The following is a 22,146-nucleotide window of genomic DNA, read 5'->3' on the forward strand; positions in this document are numbered from 1 at the left end:
CTTCCCCCGCCGCGTCCGGGTTCGGCCCGATGGCCGAGACCGCCCCGCTGTCCCTGTGCGACCGCGCGCCGCACGTCCCCGCGGACCGGCTGGTCGCCGAGATGGTGCCGCCGCCGCGGTTCGACTCGGTGCGCTTCGACACCTACCTCCCGGACCCGAACCAGCCCAGCCAGACCGAGGCCGTGCGGGTCCTGGAAGGCTTCGCGGCGGGCCTCGGCGGCGCTCACGCGCTCGGCGGCGGCAAGCGCGGCTTCCTCGGCTTCGGCAAGGCGTTCGGCAGGACCAAGCCGGCGAAGACGCCCGCCGGCCCCCGCGGTGTCTACCTCGACGGCGGCTACGGCGTCGGCAAGACCCACCTGCTGGCCTCCCTGTGGCACGCCACCCCCGCCGAGCCCGCCCTCAAGGCCTTCGGCACCTTCGTCGAGCTGACCAACCTGGTCGGCGCCCTCGGCTTCCAGCAGACGGTCCGGACGCTCTCCGGCCACCGCCTGCTGTGCATCGACGAGTTCGAACTGGACGACCCGGGCGACACCGTCCTGGTCTCCACCCTGCTCGGCAAGCTCGTCGACGCGGGCGTGGCGCTTGCCGCCACCTCCAACACCCTGCCGGGCAAGCTCGGCGAGGGCCGGTTCGCGGCCGCCGACTTCCTGCGCGAGATCCAGGGCCTCGCGGCGCAGTTCCGTCCCCTGCGCATCGACGGCGAGGACTACCGCCACCGCGGGCTGCCCGAGGCGCCGGCGCCGTTCGCCGACGAGGAGGTCACCAGGGCGGCGTACGCCACCGAGGGCGCCTCGCTCGACGACTTCCCGAGCCTGCTGGCGCACCTCGCCAAGGTCCACCCCAGCCGGTACGGCGCCCTGACGGACGGTCTGCGGGCGGTGTGTCTCACCGACGTCCAGCCGGTGCCGGACCAGTCGACGGCGCTGCGGCTCGTGGTGCTGGCGGACCGTCTCTACGACCGCGAGGTGCCGGTGCTGGCCTCCGGGCTGCCCTTCGACCGGCTGTTCAGCGAGGAGATGCTGAACGGCGGCTACCGCAAGAAGTACTTCCGCGCGATATCCCGGCTCACCGCGCTGGCCCGCGACGCCAAGGGTCTCGTCGCGTAATCACACCGAAAGTTCGCCCGTCAAGGGCAAGTTCGCGACAGCGACCCCGCACGCTTCAGCCTCTCTTCAGCTGGAAACGTTAAGTTAACCCTGCAAACAACTTTGCCGGGCTAAGGTGTTTCTTGACCAGCCGTTGACCAACCGTTGGTCTGGACTAGAAGTGCGAATGCGGGAGGGGGCGCATGTTCCGAGGTGTGACGGTGCGTACCGCGCTCACGGCCCTCGCCGCCGTCCTGCTCGCCCTCCAGTTCTTCGCTCCCACCGGGGGCTTCGCATCCGCGCATACTGGCCGTCAAGTCGAGGCCAAAGCTCTTGCCGGATCCAAACCAACCGGCGCCACCCAGCGCACCGAAGCCGCCACGAAGCGCCACTGCAACCCCGCGGGGGACCCGACCGGTCCCCTGCGCGCACGCGACCGGCACCGCGCCGTCGACTTCGCCCCCCAGGGGCCCGAGCGCCCGGCACCGACCCAGGAGTCGGCGAGCGCACCCGGGAAACACGCCGTTCCTGGCGGTTTCCCCTTGTCGAGACCCTCGACAGCCCATGCTCCGGCGGCACTTCAGGTCTTCCGCTGCTGATCGCGGCGAAGTCCCCCCACCTCACCTGAATCACTGTCATGCAAGCCGACGCGCGTCCCGCGCGGCCGGTACGCCCGACGCGCCCCCACGGCGCGCCAGGAGGAGTCACCACATGCAGCCCCTCATCGACAACGCCCGTACGTTCGGACAGCGCCCTGAGGAGTTCGCCCCGCTGGCCCAAGGCCAGTCCCCCCAGGTTCTGTTCATCACCTGCTCGGATTCCAGGGTCGTCCCGGCCCTGATCACGGGCGCCCGCCCGGGCGAGCTCTTCGAGCTGCGCACCGCGGGCAACATCGTTCCCCCCTACGCCTCCGAGCACCCCACCAGTGAGGCGGCCACCATCGAGTACGCCGTGGAAGTCCTCGGCGTGCGCGACATCGTGGTCTGCGGGCACTCCCACTGCGGCGCCGTCGGCGCCCTGGTCCGCGGCGACGACCTCGACGCCGTGCCCGCCGTACGGGACTGGCTGCACCGCGCCACCCCGCGCCCGGCCGGCGTGGCCGAGGACCCGGAGGTGGCCGAGGGTGTGCAGAGCCATGTCCTGGCCCAGGTCCTGCGGCTGCGGTCCTACCCGTTCATCGACAAGAAGCTCGCGGAAGAACAACTGACCCTGCACGCCTGGTACTACGAGGTGCACACGGGCGCGGTGCGCGTCCACCGCGCCGAGACCGACGCGTTCGAGGGCCTGTGATCGCGATGCCGACCAAATTCCCTCACCTGCGGCAGGACTTCGCCGCCTCCCTGGTCGTGTTCCTGGTCGCGCTCCCGCTGTGCGTGGGCGTGGCCGTCGCCTCCGGTGTCCCCGCGGAGCTCGGGCTCGTCACCGGCATAGTCGGCGGGCTGGTCACCGGTGTCATGCGGGGCAGCAGCCTCCAGGTCTCCGGGCCGGCCGCCGGTCTGACCGTCCTCGTCTTCGAGGCGGTGCAGGAGTTCGGGCTGCCCGCACTCGGTGTGATCGTGCTGGCCGCCGGGCTCATCCAGCTCGGCATGGGCGCCCTGAAGCTGGGGCGCTGGTTCCGGGCGATATCCGTCTCGGTCGTCGAGGGCATGCTGGCCGGTATCGGCCTCGTGCTCATCGCCGGCCAGCTGTACTCCGCGGCCGGCCTGAAGGCGCCCACCACCGGGATCGGCAAGATCCTGGGGCTGCCCGGTGCCGCCGTCGACGCGCTCGGCAGTTCCACCGCGCTCATCTCGCTCGCCGTCGGCGCGGGCACCGTCGCGGTGCTGGTGCTGTGGAAGAAGCTGCCCAAGAAGGCGCAGACCGTGCCGGGCGCGCTCGCCGCCGTCCTGCTGGCCACCGTGGTCACCCAGGTCTTCGGTCTGTCGATCGCCACCGTCGAGGTGAACGGCCTGCTGGACTCCATCCAGCCGCCCGGCTCGGAGGCCTTCGGCGAGCTGGCCGACCCGGCCATATTCGGCACCATCCTGGCGTTCACGCTGATCGCCTCCGCCGAGTCGCTGTTCAGCGCGGCCGCGGTGGACCGGCTGCACGACGGCCCGCGCACCGAGTACGACAAGGAACTCATGGCCCAGGGTGCGGGCAACGCGGTGTGCGGCGCGCTCGGCGCCCTGCCCATGACCGCGGTCATCGTGCGCAGCTCCGCCAACGTCCAGGCGGGCGCGCGGACCAAGGCGTCCCGAGTCATGCACGGTATGTGGCTGCTGTTGTTCGCGGCCCTGCTGCCGTCCACGCTGGCGCTGATCCCGCTGCCCGCCCTCGCCGGCATCCTGGTCCACGCGGGCTTCAAGCTGATCCCGTTCCGCGCGATCGTGCCGCTGTGGCGCAGCCACCGCGGTGAGGCGCTGATCCTGGTGGCCACGGCCGTCTCGATCGTCGCGATCAACATGTTCGAGGGTGTGCTGATCGGTCTGGCCCTGTCCGTCGCCAAGACCGCCTGGGAGGCCTCGCACCTCAGGCTGGAGATCGTCGACAAGGGCGCGGGCCCCATCCAGGCACACCTGTCGGGCAACGCGACCTTCCTGAGGCTGCCGAAGATCCTCGACAGCCTGGAGTCGCTGCCCCAGGACCGGGCCGTGGAGCTGGACCTCTCCGGCCTGCACCACCTGGACCACGCCTGCCGTACGGCTCTGGAGAACTGGGCCGAGCGGCACACCTCGGTCGGCACTGAACCGGTGCGGGTCACCGAGCCCGAGCCCGTGAAGGCCGTCGCTCCCTAGCGCAGCCGAAGGCACTCCCGACGCCCGGTGCGAGGCCGATCGTGGCCCCGGACCGGGCGTCAGGCATATGGTCGTAGGAGCAGACATAAAGGACCTCTCGACGAGGGGGTCGGCATGCTCCCAGAGTTGTTGGCGGCGGCCGCGGCGACCGCCGCCGCCGGATGCGTCTACCTCGCGGCGGCGGCCCGGGTCGTCAAGCAGTACGAGCGCGGGGTGGTCTTCCGCCTCGGGCGCCTCGCTGGCGGGGTGCGCGAGCCCGGGTTCACGGTGGTCGTGCCGTTCGTGGACCGGCTGCACAAGGTGAACATGCAGATCGTCACGCTGCCGGTGCCGGCCCAGGAAGGCATCACCCGGGACAACGTGACGGTGCGCGTGGACGCGGTCGTCTACTTCCGGGTCGTCGACGCGGCGAGCGCCCTCGTGAAGGTCGAGGACTACAAGTTCGCCGTCTCGCAGATGGCCCAGACCTCGCTGCGCTCGATCATCGGCAAGAGCGAGCTGGACGATCTGCTGTCCAACCGCGAGAAGCTCAACGAGGGCCTGGAGCTGATGATCGACAGTCCGGCCGTGGGCTGGGGTGTGCAGGTGGACCGCGTGGAGATCAAGGACGTGTCGCTGCCGGACACGATGAAGCGGTCGATGGCCCGCCAGGCCGAGGCCGACCGTGAGCGGCGGGCCCGGATCATCAACGCCGACGCCGAGCTCCAGGCCTCCAAGAAGCTCGCGGAGGCCGCCAAGGAGATGTCCGAGCAGCCCGCTGCGCTCCAGCTGAGGCTGCTCCAGACGGTCGTCGCGGTGGCCGCGGAGAAGAACTCCACGCTGGTGCTGCCGTTCCCGGTGGAGCTGTTGCGCTTCCTGGAGCGCGCGCAGGAGCACCCGACCGGGCAGTGACGGAGGGGGACACGCTACGCGCGTGGTTCCCGAGGGCCGACCCAGGTGATAGACACAGCGGCGTCACAGTTCCTGTCCGCCAGCAGGAAGGTCGCACCGCCATGTCTGCAACACGACGTCAAGTCCTCGCCCGCTCAGGGGCCCTCGGGGTCGGCATCGCCTTCACCGGGGCCCTGTCCGAACTCTTCGCGGGCACGGCCGCCGCCCAGTCCCTCGGCCACACCGGCTACGGCCCCCTCGTACCCGACCCGAAGGGCCTGCTGGACCTGCCGAAAGGGTTCCGCTACAAGGTCCTCTCCCGCGAGGGCGACCAGCTGCGCTCCGGTGAGGGCAAGGTCCCCTCCAACCACGACGGCATGACCGCGCTGCCCGGCAGACACGGCCGGGTCCACCTGGTCCGCAACCACGAGAACCGCCCCACCGCGCCCCTCCGGGTGCCGACGATCGAGGGCCTCACCTACGACCCGGCCGGCAAGGGCGGTTGTACGGCGCTCACGCTGGACTCCCGGAACAACGTGCTGTCGGAGCGGGTCGCCATCGCCGGTACCGCCGTCAACTGCGCGGGCGGGCCCACCCCTTGGGGCACCTGGCTGACCTGCGAGGAGACCGAGGACAAGGCCGGCACCAACGGCTACACCAAGGACCACGGCTTCATCTTCGAGGTGGACCCGGTCGACCCGCACCGCTCGGGCGCCGTACCGCTGACCGCGATGGGCCGCTTCCAGCACGAGGCGATCGCGATCGACCCGAAGCGCGGCATCGTCTACGAGACCGAGGACGCCTTCCTCAAGCCCTTCGGCCTCTTCTACCGCTTCCTGCCCAACCGGCCCCAGGGCGGCCCCGGTTCGCTGCGCGCCGGCGGCCGGCTCCAGGCGATGCGGGTGCCTGGCGTGCCGGACCTGTCCGTGATCCAGGAGACCGGAGCCTGCTTCGAGGGCATCGAGTGGGTCGACGTACCGGACCCGCTGGCCGCCCAGACCCCCATCAGGCTCCAGGACTTCGGTCCGAAGGGCATCACGCACGCCCAGAAGCTGGAGGGCTGCTACTGGGGCGGGAAGTCCGTCTACTTCGTGTCGTCGTTCGCGCACAGCGCGGAGGGTTCGGCCGCCGACCACTTCGGGCAGATCTGGCGCTACGACCCCTCGGCGCGCCGGCTCACCCTGGTGATCGTCTTCGGCCCGGACACCGATGTGCAGCTGCCGGGCGAGTCCCCCGACAACATCTGCCTGGCGCCCAGCGGCGGCCTGATGGTGTGCGAGGACGGCAACGGCGCCCAGCACGTGTTCGGTGTGACCCGGCACGGCGAGGTCTACCCGATGGCCCGCAACGCGCAGAACATCGGCACCCCCGAGGCACCGGAGTGGGGCGAGTTCGCCGGCGTCACCTTCTCCCCCGACGGGCAGACGATGTACGTCAACTGCTACACGCCCGGGACGACCTTCGCGGTGACGGGCCCCTGGCGCAGGTAGCCGCCCTCCGCGACGGCTGGCGCGCCCCGGTCCCCCGGCGCAGGATCGAGGGACCGGACCCGGACCGGAAGGGGTGCCACATGTCCAAGAAGGGCTCGAAGGCCGACGCGGGGAGGAAGGACTCGAAGGCCCGCGCGGCCGAGAAGGGTTCGAAGGCCGACGACTTCTCGCTGCGCGGGCTGCTGCGCGTGCCGGGCGGCAAGACGGTGGACCTGGCCTCCTACGACGCCCGGGAGATCCCGGCCGGTCCCCGGGACAAGGAGGCGGGCCTGGCCGCGATGACCGCGCTCGCCACCCCGCTCGGCGACCTTCAGGAACGTCTGTGGGCGGCGAGCACGGCGGGCGACCGGCGCCGGGTCCTGCTGGTGCTGCAGGGCATGGACACCAGCGGCAAGGGCGGCACGGTCAAGCACGTCATCGGCCTGTTCAACCCCTCCGGCTGCCGCATCCACGCCTTCAAGGCACCCACCCCGAAGGAGCTGGAGCACCCCTTCCTCTGGCGCGTGAAGAAGGCCCTGCCGCAAGCCGGTGAGCTGGGCATCTTCGACCGCTCGCACTACGAGGACGTCCTCATCGCCCGAGTGCGCGAACTCGCCCCGACGGCCGAGCTCGAGCGCCGCTACGACGAGATCAACCGCTTCGAGAAGGCCCTCACCGACGACGACGTCACCGTGGTCAAGTGCTTCCTGCACATCTCGTACGACGAACAGCGCGACCGTCTCCTCAAGCGCCTGGACCGCCCGGACAAGCACTGGAAGTTCAACGTCTCGGACATCGACGAGCGCTCCCTGTGGCCCGCCTACCAGCGGGCGTACGAGATCGCCCTGGAGCGCTGCTCGACCCGGCACGCGCCCTGGTACCTGGTCCCCGCCGACCGCAAGTGGTACCGCAACTGGGCGGTCAGCCGGCTCCTCCTGGAGCACCTGTCCGAGCTGGACCCGCACTATCCGAAGGCGGACTTCGACGTGGCGGAAGCGCGCAGGCGGCTGCTGGAACAGTGAATCCCGGGGTACTCGGCCCGCATGACCGAGAACCGGCACGTCAAGGGCTCGTACTGGCTGGAGACGGCACCCGGCGGGCCCCAGCCGCCACTGACCGAGGACCTTGACGTCGACGTGGCCGTCATCGGCGCCGGCATCGCCGGGCTGAGCACGGCGTGGGAGCTGACGCAGGCCGGGCGGCGGGTGGCCGTCCTGGAGGCCGGGCAGGTGGCGGGCGGGGTCTCCGGGCACACCACCGCCAAGCTGACCGCCCTGCACACCCTGATCTACGACAAACTGCGCCGCACCCGCGGCCCGGAGGGCGCCCGGCTCTACGCCCGCTCGCAGAGCGAGGCGATCGAACGGGCCGCCGAGATCGCGGAGGAGCTGGGCGTCGACTGCGACTGGGAGCGGCGCAGCGCCTACACCTACGTCCGTGACGAGAGCCGGGTCGAGGAGCTGCGGGCCGAGGCGGAGGCCGCCCGGGAGGCGGGGCTGCCGGCGTCGTTCGTGACGGAGACCGGGCTGCCGTTCCCGGTGGCGGGGGCGGTGCGGGTCGCGGATCAGGCGCAGTTCCATCCGCGCAAGTACCTGCTGGCCCTGATGGAGGACCTGGTCGCCTCCGGGGCGGCCGTCCACGAGCACACCGTCGTCATCGGCCTCGACGAGGGTGAGCCGTGCCACCTGAAGACGGACACGGGGGCGACGGTGACGGCCCGGGACGTCGTGGTCGCGACCCACTACCCGATCTTCGACCGGGCCCTGCTGTTCACCCGGCTCTCGCCGCGCCGCGAGCTGGTGGTCGCCGGGACGATCGAGCGGGAGCGGGATCCGGACGGCATGTTCATCACGCCGGACGAGGGCACCCGCTCGGTCCGTACGGCTCCCTGGGACGAGGACCGGCGCCTGCTCATCGTCACCGGCGAGCACTTCACGCCCGGCACCGGCGACACCCGGGCCCGCTTCGACGACCTCTCCGGCTGGGCCGCCCGGCACTTCCCCGACGTCGAGCTCACCCACGCCTGGGCCACCCAGGACAACGACCCGACCGACACGGTGCCGCTGGTCGGCCCCCTGCACCCGGGCGCCCGGCACACCTACGTCGCCACCGGGTTCGGCGGCTGGGGCATGAGCGGCGGCATCATGGCGGGCCGACTGCTCACGGCCCAGATCACCGGCGAGACGTGCGCGTGGAGCGAACTGTACGACCCTCGTCGGCTGCGCTCGCAGGTCCGCGAGGCGCCGTCGTTCCTCAAGACGCAGGCCCAGGTGGCCCGCCACTTCGTCGGCGACCGCCTGCGTCCGGTGCCCCCGCTGGAGTCCCTCCCGCCGGGAGAGGGGGCCGTGGTCCGGGTGAACGGCGACCGGGTCGCGGTCTACCGCGACGAAGAGGGCGCCCTGCACGCCGTCTCCCCCCGCTGCACCCACCTCGGCTGCCTGGTCTCCTTCAACGGCGCCGAGGACGCCTGGGAATGCCCGTGCCACGGCTCCCGCTTCGACACGAACGGCAAGGTGATCCAGGGCCCGGCGACCAAGCCGCTGGAGCGGCGGGACATCTGAGCGGGTGACGGCACGGACAGGTATTGCAGGAAAATAGGATGGTTCGCCCTATTTTCATTCGGTGATCACTCTTGTGCGACGCGTCACCGCCTCCTGTCTCCTCGGCGCCGCCCTCACGGCCTGCGCCGCCGCTCCCCACCAGGCCGCTCGCCCGGCCCGCCCGGCCCCCTCGGCGACCACCGCGCCGCCCACGCTGGCGCCCGGTCCGGGCGGCCTGACCCCTGTCTTCACGAACGGCTCCCGCAGTCGCGGCCGGACCGTCGCGCTCACCTTCGACGCCGACATGACCGCGGACCAGGGGGCGCGGGCCGCGGCCGGTGAGCACTTCGACAATCCGGGGCTGATCTCGGCACTGCGGGCACTGAAGGTGCCGGCCACCGTGTTCATGACCGGGCGGTGGGCCGAGGAGTACCCGGACCAGGCCCGGTCGATCGGGCGGGACCCGCTCTTCGAGGTGGCCAACCACTCCTACAGCCACTACGCCTTCACCGGCGACTGCTACGGACTGCCAACCGTGTCCGCCGACCGGATGCGTGAGGACGTGGAGCGCGCCTACGCGGCGTTCCGGAAGGCCGGGGTGCCGGACGCGCGGCCCTACTTCCGCTTTCCCGGTGGCTGCTACGACCGGCGGGCGCTGAAGGCGCTGACCCCGGCCGGGGTGACCGCCGTGCAGTGGGACGTGGTGAGCGGGGACGCGTTCGCGACGGACGCGGGGGCCGTGTCCCGGCAGGTGCTGGAGGGGGTGCGGCCGGGGTCGGTCGTGGTCCTGCACTGCACGCGGAGCGCGGCGCCGACAACGGAACGAGTGGTGCGGGCGGTGGTGCCCGAGCTGCGGGCGCGGGGGTACCGGTTCGTACGGGTGTCCGAGCTGATCGGGTCCTAGGCTGGAGGTATGAGCGAGGACTACTGCACGATCGGCCACGCGCCGAAGCCGCCGGTCGCCGACGGGCCGCCGTACGCGGAGTGTGTGCTGTGCCGGGAGCCGACCGAGTATCCGGAGTCGTACAAGGGGATCACACTGTGCCCGGTGTGCGAGTGGCAGGAGGCTCAGCGGACGGCCTGTTCCGGCTGAGCTTTAGGGTTGTCCGGTGAGCAACGACGTGACGCCCTCGACCGACAGCCCCTTCCGTTCCGAGCCGACCGCACGCGATGAGGCACCGCAGTTCGTGCTGCCCCTGGTCGTCCGGATCGAGAAGGCCGCTCCGCCCGCTCGCACCGACGCTCTGGAGACCGCGGCCCGGGCCGTGCTCGTCATGCTGAGCGACGAGCGTTCGATCGGCGACGGGGAGTGGGCCGAGGTCGTGCGGGACTGGCAGGACGCCCGGATCCGGAAGGTCGTACGGCGGGCCCGGGGGGCCGAGTGGCGGCGGGCCGAGGCGCTGCCCGGGATCACCGTGCCGGGGAAGTCGGCGGAGGTGCGGGTGTTCCCACCGGTGCCGCTCGACGGCTGGCCCAAGGAGCTGGCCAAGCTCCAGGTCTCCGGCACCGACCTCGACGACCCGGAGCCCCCCGCGGCGGCGGATCCGGCGACCCCGGTGCTGTGGCTCAACCCGGATCTCGACATGTCGGCCGGCAAGGCGATGGCCCAGGCCGGTCACGGCGCCCAACTGGCCTGGTGGGAACTGTCGGACGAGGAGAAGGCCGACTGGCGGGACGCCGGGTTCCCGCTCGCCGTGCGCACCGCGGACCCCGGCCGCTGGGGCGGACTGACCACGAGCGGGCTGCCGTTGGTCCGTGACGCCGGCTTCACCGAGATCGCGCCGGGCTCCTGCACGGTCGTCGCCGACCATCCGGCGCTGCGGTGACCCGCCTCGACGGGCGCGTGGAGCGCGGTAACCGGACCCGGCGGACGGTGTTGCGGCGGGCCGTCGACATCGCCTCGGTCGAGGGCCTGGAGGCCTTGTCCGTGGGGCGGTTGGCCGGGGAACTGGAGCTGAGCAAGAGCGGGGTCTTCGCCCTGTTCGGCTCCAAGCAGGAGTTGCAGCTGGCGACCGTGCGGGAGGCCTCGCGGATCTTCGTCGCCGAGGTGCTGGAGCCGGTCGCCGAGGCGGCGGAGGGGCTCGCGCGCCTGCGAGGGCTGTGCGAGGGCTGGCTGCGGTACTCGGAGGAGCGGGTCTTTCCCGGGGGTTGCTTCTTCTACGGCGTGATGGCCGAGTTCGACGCCCGCGAGGGCGCGGTCCATGACGCCCTCGTCGAGGCCCAGCGGGCCTGGCTCGCGGAGTTGGAGAGGTGCGCCGAGCGGGCGCGGGCACGGGGTGAACTGGACGCGGGCACCGATCCGGCGCAACTCGCCTTCGAGGTGGTGGCGTTGATGGAGACGGCGAACGCGATGTCGCTGCTGCACGGCGAGTCCACGCCCTATGCGAGAGCCCGGCGGGGCATCGCGGCACGGTTGGGCACCTGAGATCTGCGGCAGGCCGGTTGCCGGCACCGCTTCCACCCCGGAAACTAGTAGCACGATCGTTCGTTTAGTTTTATGGTCGGGGCATGGGTACTCCTCGACGCCGTGTCCTGCGCTCCCGCTGGAAGTCCGGCCCCGCGATCCCCCTGGACGGTCCTGTGCTCGTCGCCCTCACCGACTTCACCGCCTACGGCTACGGGCAGTCCGTGGCCGTGGCGCTGGCGGGACTGCGGTTGCGCCGCACCTGGGCGTCGACTCCCGGCGCGGTCGGCATGTGGCTGTGGGCGGATCCCCTCCGCCGGCGCTCCGGGTCCGTGTCCGTGTGGGCCGACGAGCGGGGACTGAAGGAGTTCACCGGGCGCCCCGACCATGCGCGGATCGTCCGGGCGCATCGCGGGCGCGGTGAACTGCGGTCGGCCAGGCGGGAGTTCGAGGAGTTCGAGCCGGATGCCGTGTGGGCGTACGCCCTTGAGCTGATCACCGAGGAGCGCTGATGGATGTCGTCGAGCTGGACCGGATCGCCGTACGGGAGGCTGCGCGAGTGGTGGACCTGGTCCGGGAGGGGGACTGGGCGCGGGACACCCCCTGTGCGGGATGGGACCTGCGGCGACTGGTGGCGCACATGACCGGCCAGCACCACGGATTCGCGGCCGCGGCCCGGGGCGAGGGCGGTGAGACGCGGTTCTGGCGGGAGCGGGCGGAGGAGAGTGCCCCCGCCCGGGCGCACCGGAGGGCCGCCGACGCTGTGCTCGCGGCCTTCGCCGAACCGGCTGTGGTGGAGCGGGAGTTCGTGCTGCCGGAGCTGGGCGACGGGTTCTCCGGCCGTACGGCGATCGGGTTTCACTTCGTGGACTACGTGGTGCACGCGTGGGACGTGGCGGCCGCGCTCGGAGTGCCGCTCGCTCTGGCGGACGAGGTGCTCGGGGCGGCGCCGGCCGTCGCCCGGCGGGTGCCGACGGATCCGGCGGGACGCGGCCCGGGGTTCGCGTTCGCGCCCGCGCTGAAGGTTCCGGAGGGGGCCGGGCCGCTGGAGGAGACGCTGCGGCTGCTGGGCCGGGAGCCGGAGGCGTGGCCCGGCACGGGCGTCTGACGGGGCCCGGTCCCAAACCTCAAATGTTGCTCTGAAGGTCCCCCGGGCACGGTTCGGGCCGGAGGCCCTGGGCCATACCTCCGTCACGCCGATCGGCGGGCAGCCGGAGGGATGCGGGAGAGGACGAGGAGGGGACGGACCATGGAGCGACTGGGCACGGGTATCGGGTGGCGGCCGGAGATCGCGGACGCGGTGGAGGCCATGCCGGGCATCGACTGGGTCGAGGTCGTGGCCGAGAACGTCTGCCCCGGGCACCTTCCCGAGTCGCTGCGGCGGCTGCGCGAGCGCGGGGTCACCGTGGTGCCGCACGGGGTCTCCCTCGGCCTCGGCGGGGCGGAGCGGCCCGACGCCGGGCGGCTGGCCGCGCTGGCCGAACGGGTCGAGGCGCTGGGGTCGCCGCTGGTCACCGAGCACATCGCGTTCGTCCGGGCGGGCGGCCCGCTGACCGCCTCCCCCGGCCTGGAGGCCGGGCACCTGCTGCCCGTCCCGCGCACCCGGGACGCGCTCGACGTCCTGTGCGAGAACATCCGCGTCGCACAGGACGCGCTGCCGGTGCCGCTCGCCGTGGAGAACATCGCCGCGCTGATCTGCTGGCCGGGCGAGGAGATGACCGAGGGCCAGTTCCTGTACGACCTCGCCGACCGGACCGGGGTGCGGCTGCTGATCGACGTGGCCAATCTGCACACCAACCACGTCAACCGCGGCGAGGACCCGACCGAGGCGCTCGCCGAACTCCCCCTGGAGGCCCTCGCGTACGTCCATGTCGCGGGCGGGTTCGAGCGGGACGGCGTGTGGCACGACAGCCACGCCCACCCGGTGCCCCGACCGGTCCTCGACATCCTGACCGACCTCGCGTCCCGGGTGTCGCCGCCGGGGGTACTGCTGGAACGGGACGAGAACTTCCCCGAACCGGGTGAGCTGGAAGGGGAGTTGAGGGCGATCCGGGACGCGGTGGAGAAGGGGGGCGGTGGGACAGGGCGATCGTCGGCGGTGTCGCGGGGGCCGTCCGTCGGTGCTGAGCGGGCCGCATCCCCGGAGGGGCCGGTCGGCGCTCCGGTCGAAGGCGCTCGGCAGCGGGTCGCCCTCGCCCAGGCCGCGCTGCTGTCCGCGCTGGTGGCGGGAACGCCGGTTCCGGAGGGGTTCGACCGGGTGCGGCTGGGGGTGCAGGCGCGGGCGCTCGCGGGGAAGCGGGCGGACGTGGTGGCGAAGGTGGCGCCGGAGCTGCCGATGATCCTCGGGGCGGGTTACCGGCCGGCGTTCCTGGCGTACGCGCAGGGGGCGCCGATGACGGAGGGGTACCGGCGAGACGCGTTGTCCTTTGCCGAACACCTGCTGCTCGGCGGGAAGGTGGCGGACACCAGGGCGCGGCGGGAGCTGCGGGAGTGGTGGCTGGAGCGGTCGGGGCCCGCGCCGAGGTCCCAGCGGCCCGCGGTCCGGCTGGCCCGGGCCACGCGGAAGGTGCTGCTGCGGCGCTGAGGGGGTGCGCCGCGGCCCGTGGCCGGCGGGCACGGGTGTACGACGGTTGACGTTGACCCGACGGTAATATGTCAACCCCGCACCTGAAACCCACTAGCGTGCGGTGCCGCAACTGGAGGCACCATGCGACCGCGACCACGACCGCCCCTCAGAGGTCGAGGCATCTTCACCGGCACCGGAGTCATCATCACCGGTCTCACGGCGACCCTGGTGGCGCTGCTCGTCCCGATCTGGTCGTACGCCGACCGCTCGGACACGGGGCTGAGCGTGCTCAACGCCGGGACGGTGACCACTCCTTACGGCCCGCTCTCCGCGCTGGACCGGGACTTCGTCACCAAGGTGCGGCTGGCGGGGCTGTGGGAGCTGCCCGCGGGTCAGCAGGCGGAGCAGAAGGGCACGACGCAGGCCGTCCGGACGGCCGGTGAGCACCTCGTGGCGGGGCACACCTTCCTGGACGCCCGGGTGCGGGACGTGGCGGCGAAGCTCGGGCTCGCGCTGCCCAACGAGCCCAACGACCAGCAGAAGCAGTGGCTCGAAACCCTGAACCAGGCCCAGGGCGTCGACTACGACCGGCAGTTCGCCAACATCCTGCGCCTGGCGCACGGCAGGGTGTTCTCGGTCGTCGCCGAGGTCCGCGCGAGCACCCAGAACTCCCTGGTCCGCGCTCTGGCCGACGACGCCAACACCACCGTCCTCGACCACATCAAGGTCCTGGAGGCCACCGGGTACGTCGACTTCGCCGCCCTGGCCCAGGAGCTGGCCGGCGACAGCGCGCCGCCGCTCGTCAACTCCCCCGCGCCGCCCGGTCCGACGACCGACCCGGGCGTGGTGGTGCCGGTCACCCCGTCGCCGTACGCGACGACGTACACGCTGCCCCCGGCCGCCTCCAGCCCGCCCTCGGTACCCACCCCGTCGTAGTGCGCTTCCGGACAAACGGAACGTCACACACCGACAACACTCCGTCCGGATCGTGAACAGGCCATGGCGCCGCCGCGAGCCTTTGGCATAGAAACGCGGCATGTTCTGGGTTCTTCTTCTGCTGCTGGCCTGGGCCGCCACCGGCACCGCGTGCACGCGGTTGTGCCTGGCCGCCGTTCACGCGGCGGCCGCGGACGCGGATGCCCGGGCACATGATCTGACGCTGTACGAGGCCGCGTTCCTGTCCGGCGGTCCCCGGCGGGTGGCCGATCTGACGCTCGTCTCGATGGCCCGGCAGCGACGGTTGCTGCTGGCCCGCACCGGCTGGGCGACCGTCGTCGATCCGCGGGGGCGGGACGAGATGGAGCGCACGGTCATCGGCGCCATCGGGCCCGAGGGGCAGTCGCGGATCGCGCCGGTGCGCGCCGACGCGGCTTCGGCGGACGCGGTGCGCGGCCTCGGCGACCGGCTCGTGGACGCGGGCCTCGCCGTGCCCGCGGGCGCCCGGTCCGGCATCGCGGCGGCGGTCCGCCAGGTGCAGTCGGCCTCGGTGGCCGTCGTGGCCCTGGGCGCGATCGCCCTGCTGGCGCCCGCTCCGTCCGAGATGCCGCGGCACCTGATCGCCCTCTGGTTCGCCCTGCCGCTCGCGCTCGACCTGAGCTGCCTGGCCATCGCGAGGATGGAGGTCCACCCGTACTCGCGCTGGGCCTCCCCGGCCGGCCAGCGGCTGCTCGGCGCCCTGACCCGGGGCACTGGCGGCACGGACGAGCGGACGTATCTCACCTCCGTCGCGGTGCGCGGCATCAGCGCGGTCGGCGAACCCGATCTGCGCGCGGCCTTCGCCCACCGCGAGCAGCGGCACGACGGGTGGGGCACGGACCCGCGGGACTGAGCGCGTCCGGGGGCGCACGGAGGCATTGGGGCCGACACCGGCGGGGCGGTGCTTGCCTTCCCACCCACCCGAACGAAACATCCCTTTTGTCGCAGCCGCGCTCCGAAGGGATACGCGATGAGAGCTCCCGCCCTCTACACGGCCGCCGGGTCCTTGCTCCTCACCACGCTCGCCGCCGTTCCGGCCGGGAGCGCTCCGGCCGCCCCGGGCGTCGCGGAGTCGCACGGGACCGCGCTCGCCGCAGTGCGCGCCGGGACCGCCGGGATCCGCTTCGGCGCCTGCCCCGAGGTGGAGGACCTGCCCGACGGTGTCGAGTGCGGCACGGTGTCCGTCCCGCTCGACTACGCGCACCCCGACGGCAAGCAGATCAAGCTCACCGTCAGCCGGGTCCGCGCCACCCACAAGGACCCCCGCAACAGCAAGCGCCGGGTGCCCCGGCAGGGCGCCCTGGTCTACAACCCCGGCGGTCCGGGCGCCTCCGGCATGTACTTCCCGCTGATCGGCGCCCTTCCCGAGTGGAAGGGGCTCGCGGCGGCCTACGACCTCGTCGGCTACGCCCCGCGCGGAGTGGGCCGTTCGGCGCCGCTGTCCTGCAAGGACCCGCAGCAGTTCTTCCACGCGCCCACGCAGGCGCCGACGCACCCCTCGGAGTCGTACAAGAAGGAGCGCGTCGCGCAGGCGAAGGCCTACGCGCGCGGGTGCGCCCGGCGGTCCGGGACGGCACTGCGGCACTACACCTCGCTCAACAACGCCCGCGACCTGGACGTCCTGCGGGCCGCGCTGGGCGAGCCGAGGCTGACGTTCATGGGGGCGTCCTACGGGACCTACTTCGGCGCCCTGTACGCGACGCTCTTCCCCTCGCACGTGCGGCGGATGGTGTTCGACGCGGCGGTGAACCCGGACCCGGAACAGGTCTGGTACCGCAACAACCTCGACCAGTCGGCCGCGTTCGAGGACCGCTGGGCCGACTTCCGGGAGTGGGCGGCCCGGCACGACGACGTCTACGGGCTCGGGAACACCGCCCAGGAGGTGCTGGGCAGTTACGAGAAGGCCGCGGCCCGGCTCGCCGCGGAGCCGGCCGGGGGGAAGGTCGGGCCGGGGCAGCTCCAGGGGGCGTTCCTGTCCGTCGGGTACTACGACGACGTCTGGCCGCACCGGGCGCAGGCGCTGTCGGCGTACCTCAAGGGCGACCCGAAGCCGCTCGTCCAGCAGGCGGGGCCGCATCAGGAGGCGGCGAAGGAGGCGGAGAACTCCCACGCCGTCTACACGGCCGTCGAGTGCAACGACGCGTCCTGGCCGACGGACTGGAAGGTGTGGGACCGGGACAACACGCGGCTGGCGCGGGTGGCGCCGTTCGAGACGTGGGACAACGTGTGGATGAACCTCCCCTGCGCCTACTGGCCCATGGCCCGCCAGGACCCGCTGGACGTGCGGACCGGGCCCGGGGAGTTGCCGGCGACGCTGATCCTCGCCGCCGAGCGGGATGCCGCCGCGCCCTATGAGGGGGCGCTGGAGTTGCACCGGCGGCTGTCGGGGTCGGTGCTGGTGACCGAGCGGGACGCGGGCACGCACGGCATCGCGGGCGGCCCGAACCCCTGCGTCAACGGATACCTGGACGCCTACCTGCTGGAGGGCCGCCTCCCGGTGCGGCGCGCCGCGTGCGCCCCGCACCCGGAGCCGAAGCCGAGGGCGACGGCCGGCCCCAGGAAGGCGGCCGGCACACCGACTCGCTGATCAGGCGAGGCCCGCCACGAGGTCGCCGAGGTCCTTGCGGCGGCCGGTGTAGAACGGCACCTCCTCGCGGACGTGCATCCGGGCCTCCGAGGCGCGCAGGTGGCGCATGAGGTCGACGATGCGGTACAGCTCGTCGGCCTCGAACGCCAGGATCCACTCGTAGTCGCCGAGCGAGAACGAGGCGACCGTGTTGGCGCGGACGTCGGGGTAGCCGCGGGCCATCTTGCCGTGGTCGGCGAGCATGCGGCGGCGGTCCTCGTCGGGCAGGAGGTACCAGTCGTACGACCGCACGAACGGGTACACGCTGACGTAGTCCCGGGGGTTCTCGTCGGCCAGGAACGCCGGGATGTGGGAGCGGTTGAACTCGGCGGGGCGGTGCAGCGCCATGTTCGACCAGACCGGCTCCAGGGCGCGGCCCAGCCGGGTACGGCGAAAGAGGTTGTACGCCTCCTGGAGCTGGTCGCTGGTCTCCGCGTGCCACCAGATCATGACGTCGGCGTCGGCGCGCAGCCCGGACACGTCGTAGGTGCCGCGGATCGTGACGTCCTTGGCGGCGAGCTGGTCGAACAGCTCCTGGACCTCGTCGGCGTAGCCGGTGCGGTCCTCGGGGAGCACGTCCTTCAGCTTGAAGACGGACCAGAGCGTGTAGCGGATGACCTCGTTGAGGTCCTTGGCCAGCTTGCCCTTGTTCGGGATCCTGCCGGACTCGGGGGTGGGGGCGTCGTTGCTCATGGGCCCTATTCTCCCGCTCCGCCGTGCAGGCTCTGCACCGGGTTGGCGGTGAGCTCGCGCACCGCGGTCAGGTCGCCCTGGATCTGGTCCACGGCCGCGTGGGCGCTCGCGATGCAGGCCGGGATGCCGACGCCGTCGTACTGCGCGCCGCACACCGCGAGGCCGGGCAGCTTGGTGAGGTGCTCGCGGATGCGGGCCACGCGCGCGTGGTGGCCGACCGGGTACTGGGGCAGTCCGTCGGTCCAGCGGGTGACGCGGGTCTCGACGGGGGTGGCGGCCAGACCGGTGGCCGCCTCCAGGTCGGTGCGGGAGACGTCCACCAGGCCCGCGTCGTCGCGCTCCAGGATCTTCGTCTCGCCGTAGCGGCCGACGGAGGTGCGCAGGATCACGAGGTCCGGGTTCTCGTCGGCGATCCAGCCCCACTTCTGGGAGGCGAAGGTGGACGCCTTGACGGTGCGGCCGTCGACGGGCGGGACGAGGAAGCCGCTGCCGGCGGGCAGGGCGGTGTCGGAGCGGCGGTAGGCGAGGGTGACCAGGGCCATGGAGGCGTACTCGACGGTGTCCAGCTCGCCGGCGGCCTCGGGGGCCTCGGCGCGCAGGAGGCTCGCGGCGGCCGGGGCGGGGACGGCGACGACCACCGCGTCGGCGTGCAGGACGCGGCCCCCCGCGACGACCTTCCAGCCGCCGGAGGCCTCGCGGCGCAGCTCGGTCACCGGGGCGCCGGTGACGATCTCGCCGCCCTGCGCTCGGACCGCGTCGGCGACGGCGAGCGGGAGGGTGCCCACGCCGCCCTCGATGCCGGTGAACACGGGCCCGGTCTGCTGGTTGGCGGCCATCCGCGCCTGGATCTCGCGGACGCCCTCGGTGAGCGAGGTGTGGGTCGTAGCGACCTGGAAGAGCTGCGGGACGGCTGAGCGCATCGAGATGCGGTACGCGTCGCCCGCGTAGACCCCGCCCAGGAGGGGCTCGACGAGACGGTCGACCACCTCGCGGCCCAGGCGCGCGGCCACGAACTCGCCGACCGCCACGTCGTCGCCGACCTCGGTGCGGGGCAGTTCCGCGTCCTGCCCGATGCGGGCCAGGCCCTCGTCGGACAGCACTCCGGCGAGCGCGTCGGCGGTGCCGGGGACGCCCATGACATGGCCCTTGGGCATCGGGCGAAGGGCGCCGCGGGTCCAGATCGAGGCGGTCGCGGTGGCGGGCGGCTGGAGGCGCTGTCCGAGGCCCACCTCGCGCGCGAGGGCCACCGCCTCCGGCCTGCGGGCCAGCATCGACTCGGCGCCGAGGTCCACGCGCGCGCCGGCGATCTCGCCGGGCAGCAGCTTGCCGCCCACCCGGTCCGACGCCTCCAGCACGGTGACGCGCGCGCCGCGCTCGAGGAGCCGGTGGGCCGCGGCCAGTCCCGCGATGCCGGCTCCGACGACGACCACCTGTGATCCGCTCATGGCCCCAGCCTCTCAGACCCCACTGACAGTCCGTCGGCGGCCCGGTGTCCTTCACGAGTCCTGACCGTGACCGCATCGGGACCGGCGGTGTCCAACGTTCGCGGCCCCTGCGGCGTCGAAGGACCGTCAGCTGTTCACGACCCTCGGGGGGACGCACATGCGCACACCACGTTCACGCCGTTCACGACGCTCCGTACGCCGTGGCCGGGCCCTGGCAGGGCTCCTGCTGGCCGGTGCGCTTGCGCTGACCGGGTGCAGCGGGGCCGGCGACAACGGCGCCAACTCCGCGAGCGAGGACCGGGACGGCGCGGCACAGGCCCAGCCGGAGAGCGGGGCCGGTGCCCAGGACGCCGCGAGCGGCAAGCAGGCCAGTTCCGCGCCCAAGATCACCCAGAACCACATCATCCGCACCGCCTCGCTGACCGTGCAGGTCAAGGACGTACCGAAGGCCCTGGACGCGGCCCGCACCACCACCGAGAACGCGGGCGGGTTCGTCGGCAAGGAGACCACCACCCGGGACGAGGAGGGCAACGAGCAGACGCAGGTGGTGCTGCGGGTGCCGGTCGAGAAGTACGACGAGGTCCTCGCCGACCTTGAGGGCGCCGGCAAGCTGCTGGAGCGCACCGCCAACGCGCAGGACGTCACCGACCAGGTCGTCGACGTGAACAGCCGGATCGCGACCCAGCGGGCGAGCGTGGCGCGGATCCGTGAGCTGATGGACAAGGCGACCAAGCTGAGTGACGTGGTCACCCTGGAGGGCGAACTCAGCACCCGCGAGGCCGACCTGGAGTCGCTGCTCGCCCGCCAGGCCTCCCTGAAGGACCGCACCACACTGGCGACCATCACCCTGTCGCTGTCCGAGAAGCCGGTCGTGAAGGCCGAGGAGGACGACGACCCGGGCATCGCCGACGCGCTGACGGGCGGCTGGGACGCGTTCGTGACCATGCTGCGCTGGATCGTGGTGGCGCTGGCGGCGGTCCTCCCGTTCCTGGCGGGTCTCGCACTGCTCGCCCTGCTGTGGCTGCGTCTGATCCGCCCCCGCCTCCCGCGCCGCCCGGCCCCCACCTCCGTCGCGACCGCCCTGGGCCCCCTGCCCGTCGCACACCCCGCCCCGGACCCGAACCGCCCGCAGGAGCGGGGCGAGGAGGACTGACGCACGGCGGGGCGGGCAAGCGGGGCTGACGCATCCCGGGCGGGGCGAGCGGCTGACGCACGGGGGAACGTGCCGAGGGTCGGGGCGGGGTGCCCGGGGTTGAAATGGCCCGTCCTCGTAGCGTGTTCGCATGGACATGAGCCGTACGCAGGGCACGAGGGAACGTCTGGTCGTGATCGGTGGTGATGCCGCGGGGATGTCCGCGGCGTCGCAGGCCCGCCGGATGAGGGACCCCGACGAGTTGGAGATCGTGGCGTTCGAGCGCGGTCACTTCACCTCCTACTCGGCGTGCGGCATCCCGTACTGGGTGGGCGGGGACGTCGAGGAGCGGGACCGGTTGATCGCCCGTACGCCCGAGGAGCACCGGGAGCGCGGCATCGACCTGCGCCTGCGCACCGAGGTCACCGGGATCGACGTGGACGGGCAGCGGGTACGCGCGCGTGACCTCGAATCGGGGGACGAGTCCTGGACGCCGTACGACAAACTGGTGATCGCGACCGGTGCCCGGCCCATCCGGCCCGACATGCCGGGCGTCGACGCGGCCGGTGTGCACGGCGTGCAGACCCTCGACGACGGCCAGGCGCTCATCGACACGCTGGCACACACGCGTGGCCGCCGCGCGGTGGTCGTCGGCGCCGGGTACATCGGCGTGGAGATGGCCGAGGCCCTCATCAAGCGGGGTTACGAGGTGACGGTCGTCAACCGGGGCAGTGAGCCCATGTCCACGCTCGACCCCGACATGGGCCGGCTGGTGCACCGGGCGATGGAGGGCCTCGGCATCACCATGGTCAACGACGCCGAGGTGACCAAGGTCCTCACCGGCGAGGACGGCCGGGTGCGGGCCGTGGTCACGCAGGACGCCGAGTACCCGGCGGACGTGGTGGTGCTCGGCATCGGCGTACGCCCCGAGACGACGCTCGCGAAGGCGGCCGGGCTGCCGCTGGGCGGTCACGGCGGACTGCTGACCGACCTCGGGATGCGGGTGCGCGGCCACGAGAACGTCTGGGCGGGCGGCGACTGCGTGGAGGTCCTCGACCTGGTCTCCGGGCAGGAGCGGCACATCGCGCTCGGCACCCACGCCAACAAGCACGGCCAGATCATCGGCACGAACGTCGGCGGCGGTTACGCCACCTTCCCCGGAGTCGTCGGCACCGCCGTCAGCAAGGTCTGCGACCTGGAGATCGCCCGTACCGGGCTGCGCGAGAAGGACGCCCGTCGGGTGGGCCTGCGGTTCGAGTCGGTCACCATCGAGTCGACGAGCCGGGCCGGCTACTACCCCGGCGCCTCCCCCATGACGGTCAAGATGCTCGCCGAGCGCCGCACGGGGCGGCTGCTCGGCGTGCAGATCGTCGGGAGGGAGGGCGCGGGCAAGAGGGTCGACATCGCCGCGGTGGCCCTGACGGCGGGGATGACGGTGGAGCGGATGACGGCCCTGGACCTGGGGTACGCGCCGCCGTTCAGCCCGGTGTGGGACCCCGTGCTGGTGGCGGCCAGGAAGGCCGCCGCGAAGGTGCGGGCCGCCTCCTGAGGGCCTGCTCGGGGC

General features: G+C 72.6%; 21 protein-coding genes. 19 read left to right on the forward strand and 2 right to left on the reverse strand.

Going from position 1 to position 22,146, the window contains the following annotated elements:
* Positions 1-29: 29 nt before the first annotated feature.
* The 17 genes from zapE to OHN19_RS09915 all read left to right on the forward strand — a co-directional run bounded on the left by zapE (position 30) and on the right by OHN19_RS09915 (position 17,273).
* Entirely contained in the window at positions 30-1,106 is a 1,077-nt protein-coding gene (gene zapE, locus OHN19_RS09835) for a cell division protein ZapE (RefSeq protein WP_330269570.1), read from the forward strand.
* 690 nt (positions 1,107-1,796) lie between these two features.
* Positions 1,797-2,375 carry a carbonic anhydrase gene (locus OHN19_RS09840; RefSeq protein ID WP_330263821.1) on the forward strand — a complete coding sequence of 193 codons (579 nt, stop codon included), beginning with the start codon at positions 1,797-1,799 and terminating at the stop codon, positions 2,373-2,375.
* Between the two features lie 5 nt (positions 2,376-2,380).
* Complete coding sequence (locus OHN19_RS09845; RefSeq protein ID WP_330263822.1) at positions 2,381-3,862, forward strand: SulP family inorganic anion transporter; 1,482 nt, start codon at positions 2,381-2,383, stop codon at positions 3,860-3,862.
* A gap of 114 nt (positions 3,863-3,976) precedes the next feature.
* Positions 3,977-4,753, forward strand: coding sequence for a slipin family protein (locus tag OHN19_RS09850; RefSeq protein ID WP_123763704.1), 777 nt, complete (start codon positions 3,977-3,979; stop codon positions 4,751-4,753).
* A gap of 101 nt (positions 4,754-4,854) precedes the next feature.
* Positions 4,855-6,222: a PhoX family protein gene (locus OHN19_RS09855; protein WP_330263823.1), complete on the forward strand. Its 1,368-nt coding sequence runs from the start codon at positions 4,855-4,857 to the stop codon at positions 6,220-6,222.
* A gap of 80 nt (positions 6,223-6,302) precedes the next feature.
* Positions 6,303-7,223, forward strand: coding sequence for a PPK2 family polyphosphate kinase (locus OHN19_RS09860; RefSeq protein WP_330263824.1), 921 nt, complete (start codon positions 6,303-6,305; stop codon positions 7,221-7,223).
* Between the two features lie 21 nt (positions 7,224-7,244).
* Positions 7,245-8,762 (forward strand): FAD-dependent oxidoreductase, encoded by a 1,518-nt coding sequence (locus OHN19_RS09865; protein WP_330263825.1) that lies wholly within the window; start codon positions 7,245-7,247, stop codon positions 8,760-8,762.
* A 61-nt stretch (positions 8,763-8,823) separates the two neighbouring features.
* On the forward strand, positions 8,824-9,645 hold the full coding sequence (locus tag OHN19_RS09870) for a polysaccharide deacetylase family protein (protein ID WP_330263826.1): 822 nt from the start codon (positions 8,824-8,826) through the stop codon (positions 9,643-9,645).
* A gap of 9 nt (positions 9,646-9,654) precedes the next feature.
* The gene (locus OHN19_RS09875) at positions 9,655-9,834 is read left to right on the forward strand and encodes a hypothetical protein (RefSeq protein WP_330263827.1); all 180 of its coding nucleotides are present in this window, start codon (positions 9,655-9,657) and stop codon (positions 9,832-9,834) included.
* Between the two features lie 16 nt (positions 9,835-9,850).
* Positions 9,851-10,567, forward strand: a complete 717-nt coding sequence (locus OHN19_RS09880; protein ID WP_330263828.1) for an aminoacyl-tRNA hydrolase — start codon at positions 9,851-9,853, stop codon at positions 10,565-10,567.
* Positions 10,564-11,166: a TetR/AcrR family transcriptional regulator gene (locus OHN19_RS09885; RefSeq protein ID WP_330263829.1), complete on the forward strand. Its 603-nt coding sequence runs from the start codon at positions 10,564-10,566 to the stop codon at positions 11,164-11,166. Before OHN19_RS09880 ends, OHN19_RS09885 begins: the two co-directional genes overlap by 4 nt.
* Positions 11,167-11,249: 83 nt before the next feature.
* Entirely contained in the window at positions 11,250-11,657 is a 408-nt protein-coding gene (locus OHN19_RS09890; RefSeq protein ID WP_330263830.1) for a hypothetical protein, read from the forward strand.
* The gene (locus tag OHN19_RS09895) at positions 11,657-12,253 is read left to right on the forward strand and encodes a TIGR03086 family metal-binding protein (protein ID WP_330263831.1); all 597 of its coding nucleotides are present in this window, start codon (positions 11,657-11,659) and stop codon (positions 12,251-12,253) included. The genes OHN19_RS09890 and OHN19_RS09895 overlap by 1 nt, the downstream gene beginning before the upstream one ends.
* A gap of 141 nt (positions 12,254-12,394) precedes the next feature.
* A complete protein-coding gene (locus tag OHN19_RS09900) occupies positions 12,395-13,729 on the forward strand; it encodes a DUF692 domain-containing protein (protein WP_330263832.1) in 1,335 nt (444 codons plus the stop codon).
* A gap of 123 nt (positions 13,730-13,852) precedes the next feature.
* Positions 13,853-14,647, forward strand: coding sequence for a DUF4142 domain-containing protein (locus OHN19_RS09905; RefSeq protein WP_330263833.1), 795 nt, complete (start codon positions 13,853-13,855; stop codon positions 14,645-14,647).
* A gap of 100 nt (positions 14,648-14,747) precedes the next feature.
* The gene (locus tag OHN19_RS09910) at positions 14,748-15,539 is read left to right on the forward strand and encodes a TIGR04222 domain-containing membrane protein (protein WP_330263834.1); all 792 of its coding nucleotides are present in this window, start codon (positions 14,748-14,750) and stop codon (positions 15,537-15,539) included.
* Between the two features lie 117 nt (positions 15,540-15,656).
* Positions 15,657-17,273 carry an alpha/beta hydrolase gene (locus OHN19_RS09915; RefSeq protein WP_330263835.1) on the forward strand — a complete coding sequence of 539 codons (1,617 nt, stop codon included), beginning with the start codon at positions 15,657-15,659 and terminating at the stop codon, positions 17,271-17,273.
* On the opposite strand, the gene hemQ is transcribed toward OHN19_RS09915, so the two are convergent.
* Positions 17,274-18,005: a hydrogen peroxide-dependent heme synthase gene (gene hemQ / locus OHN19_RS09920; protein ID WP_330263836.1), complete on the reverse strand. Its 732-nt coding sequence runs from the start codon at positions 18,003-18,005 to the stop codon at positions 17,274-17,276.
* A 5-nt stretch (positions 18,006-18,010) separates the two neighbouring features.
* Complete coding sequence (gene hemG, locus OHN19_RS09925; protein WP_330263837.1) at positions 18,011-19,450, reverse strand: protoporphyrinogen oxidase; 1,440 nt, start codon at positions 19,448-19,450, stop codon at positions 18,011-18,013.
* Positions 19,451-19,607: 157 nt separating this feature from the next.
* On the opposite strand from hemG, the gene OHN19_RS09930 reads away from it, so the two are divergent.
* Both OHN19_RS09930 and OHN19_RS09935 read left to right on the forward strand, forming a co-directional pair.
* Complete coding sequence (locus tag OHN19_RS09930) at positions 19,608-20,603, forward strand: DUF4349 domain-containing protein (RefSeq protein WP_330263838.1); 996 nt, start codon at positions 19,608-19,610, stop codon at positions 20,601-20,603.
* Between the two features lie 130 nt (positions 20,604-20,733).
* Positions 20,734-22,131, forward strand: a complete 1,398-nt coding sequence (locus tag OHN19_RS09935) for an FAD-dependent oxidoreductase (RefSeq protein WP_330263839.1) — start codon at positions 20,734-20,736, stop codon at positions 22,129-22,131.
* The last annotated feature ends 15 nt before the right edge of the window (positions 22,132-22,146 follow it).

The sequence above is a fragment of the Streptomyces griseorubiginosus genome, from assembly GCF_036345115.1.
Classification (GTDB): Bacteria; Actinomycetota; Actinomycetes; order Streptomycetales; family Streptomycetaceae; genus Streptomyces; species Streptomyces griseorubiginosus_C.

What these genes read in the sequence shown, in the direction of transcription:
- zapE (WP_330269570.1), top strand. Translation starts at nt 30, where the DNA reads ATGGCCGAGACCGCCCCGCTGTCCCTGTGCGACCGCGCGCCGCACGTC.
- OHN19_RS09840 (WP_330263821.1), top strand. Translation starts at nt 1,797, where the DNA reads ATGCAGCCCCTCATCGACAACGCCCGTACGTTCGGACAGCGCCCTGAG.
- OHN19_RS09845 (WP_330263822.1), top strand. Translation starts at nt 2,381, where the DNA reads ATGCCGACCAAATTCCCTCACCTGCGGCAGGACTTCGCCGCCTCCCTG.
- OHN19_RS09850 (WP_123763704.1), top strand. Translation starts at nt 3,977, where the DNA reads ATGCTCCCAGAGTTGTTGGCGGCGGCCGCGGCGACCGCCGCCGCCGGA.
- OHN19_RS09855 (WP_330263823.1), top strand. Translation starts at nt 4,855, where the DNA reads ATGTCTGCAACACGACGTCAAGTCCTCGCCCGCTCAGGGGCCCTCGGG.
- OHN19_RS09860 (WP_330263824.1), top strand. Translation starts at nt 6,303, where the DNA reads ATGTCCAAGAAGGGCTCGAAGGCCGACGCGGGGAGGAAGGACTCGAAG.
- OHN19_RS09865 (WP_330263825.1), top strand. Translation starts at nt 7,245, where the DNA reads ATGACCGAGAACCGGCACGTCAAGGGCTCGTACTGGCTGGAGACGGCA.
- OHN19_RS09875 (WP_330263827.1), top strand. Translation starts at nt 9,655, where the DNA reads ATGAGCGAGGACTACTGCACGATCGGCCACGCGCCGAAGCCGCCGGTC.
- OHN19_RS09890 (WP_330263830.1), top strand. Translation starts at nt 11,250, where the DNA reads ATGGGTACTCCTCGACGCCGTGTCCTGCGCTCCCGCTGGAAGTCCGGC.
- OHN19_RS09895 (WP_330263831.1), top strand. Translation starts at nt 11,657, where the DNA reads ATGGATGTCGTCGAGCTGGACCGGATCGCCGTACGGGAGGCTGCGCGA.
- OHN19_RS09900 (WP_330263832.1), top strand. Translation starts at nt 12,395, where the DNA reads ATGGAGCGACTGGGCACGGGTATCGGGTGGCGGCCGGAGATCGCGGAC.
- OHN19_RS09905 (WP_330263833.1), top strand. Translation starts at nt 13,853, where the DNA reads ATGCGACCGCGACCACGACCGCCCCTCAGAGGTCGAGGCATCTTCACC.
- OHN19_RS09910 (WP_330263834.1), top strand. Translation starts at nt 14,748, where the DNA reads ATGTTCTGGGTTCTTCTTCTGCTGCTGGCCTGGGCCGCCACCGGCACC.
- OHN19_RS09915 (WP_330263835.1), top strand. Translation starts at nt 15,657, where the DNA reads ATGAGAGCTCCCGCCCTCTACACGGCCGCCGGGTCCTTGCTCCTCACC.
- hemQ (WP_330263836.1), bottom strand. Translation starts at nt 18,005, where the DNA reads ATGAGCAACGACGCCCCCACCCCCGAGTCCGGCAGGATCCCGAACAAG.
- hemG (WP_330263837.1), bottom strand. Translation starts at nt 19,450, where the DNA reads ATGAGCGGATCACAGGTGGTCGTCGTCGGAGCCGGCATCGCGGGACTG.
- OHN19_RS09930 (WP_330263838.1), top strand. Translation starts at nt 19,608, where the DNA reads ATGCGCACACCACGTTCACGCCGTTCACGACGCTCCGTACGCCGTGGC.
- OHN19_RS09935 (WP_330263839.1), top strand. Translation starts at nt 20,734, where the DNA reads ATGGACATGAGCCGTACGCAGGGCACGAGGGAACGTCTGGTCGTGATC.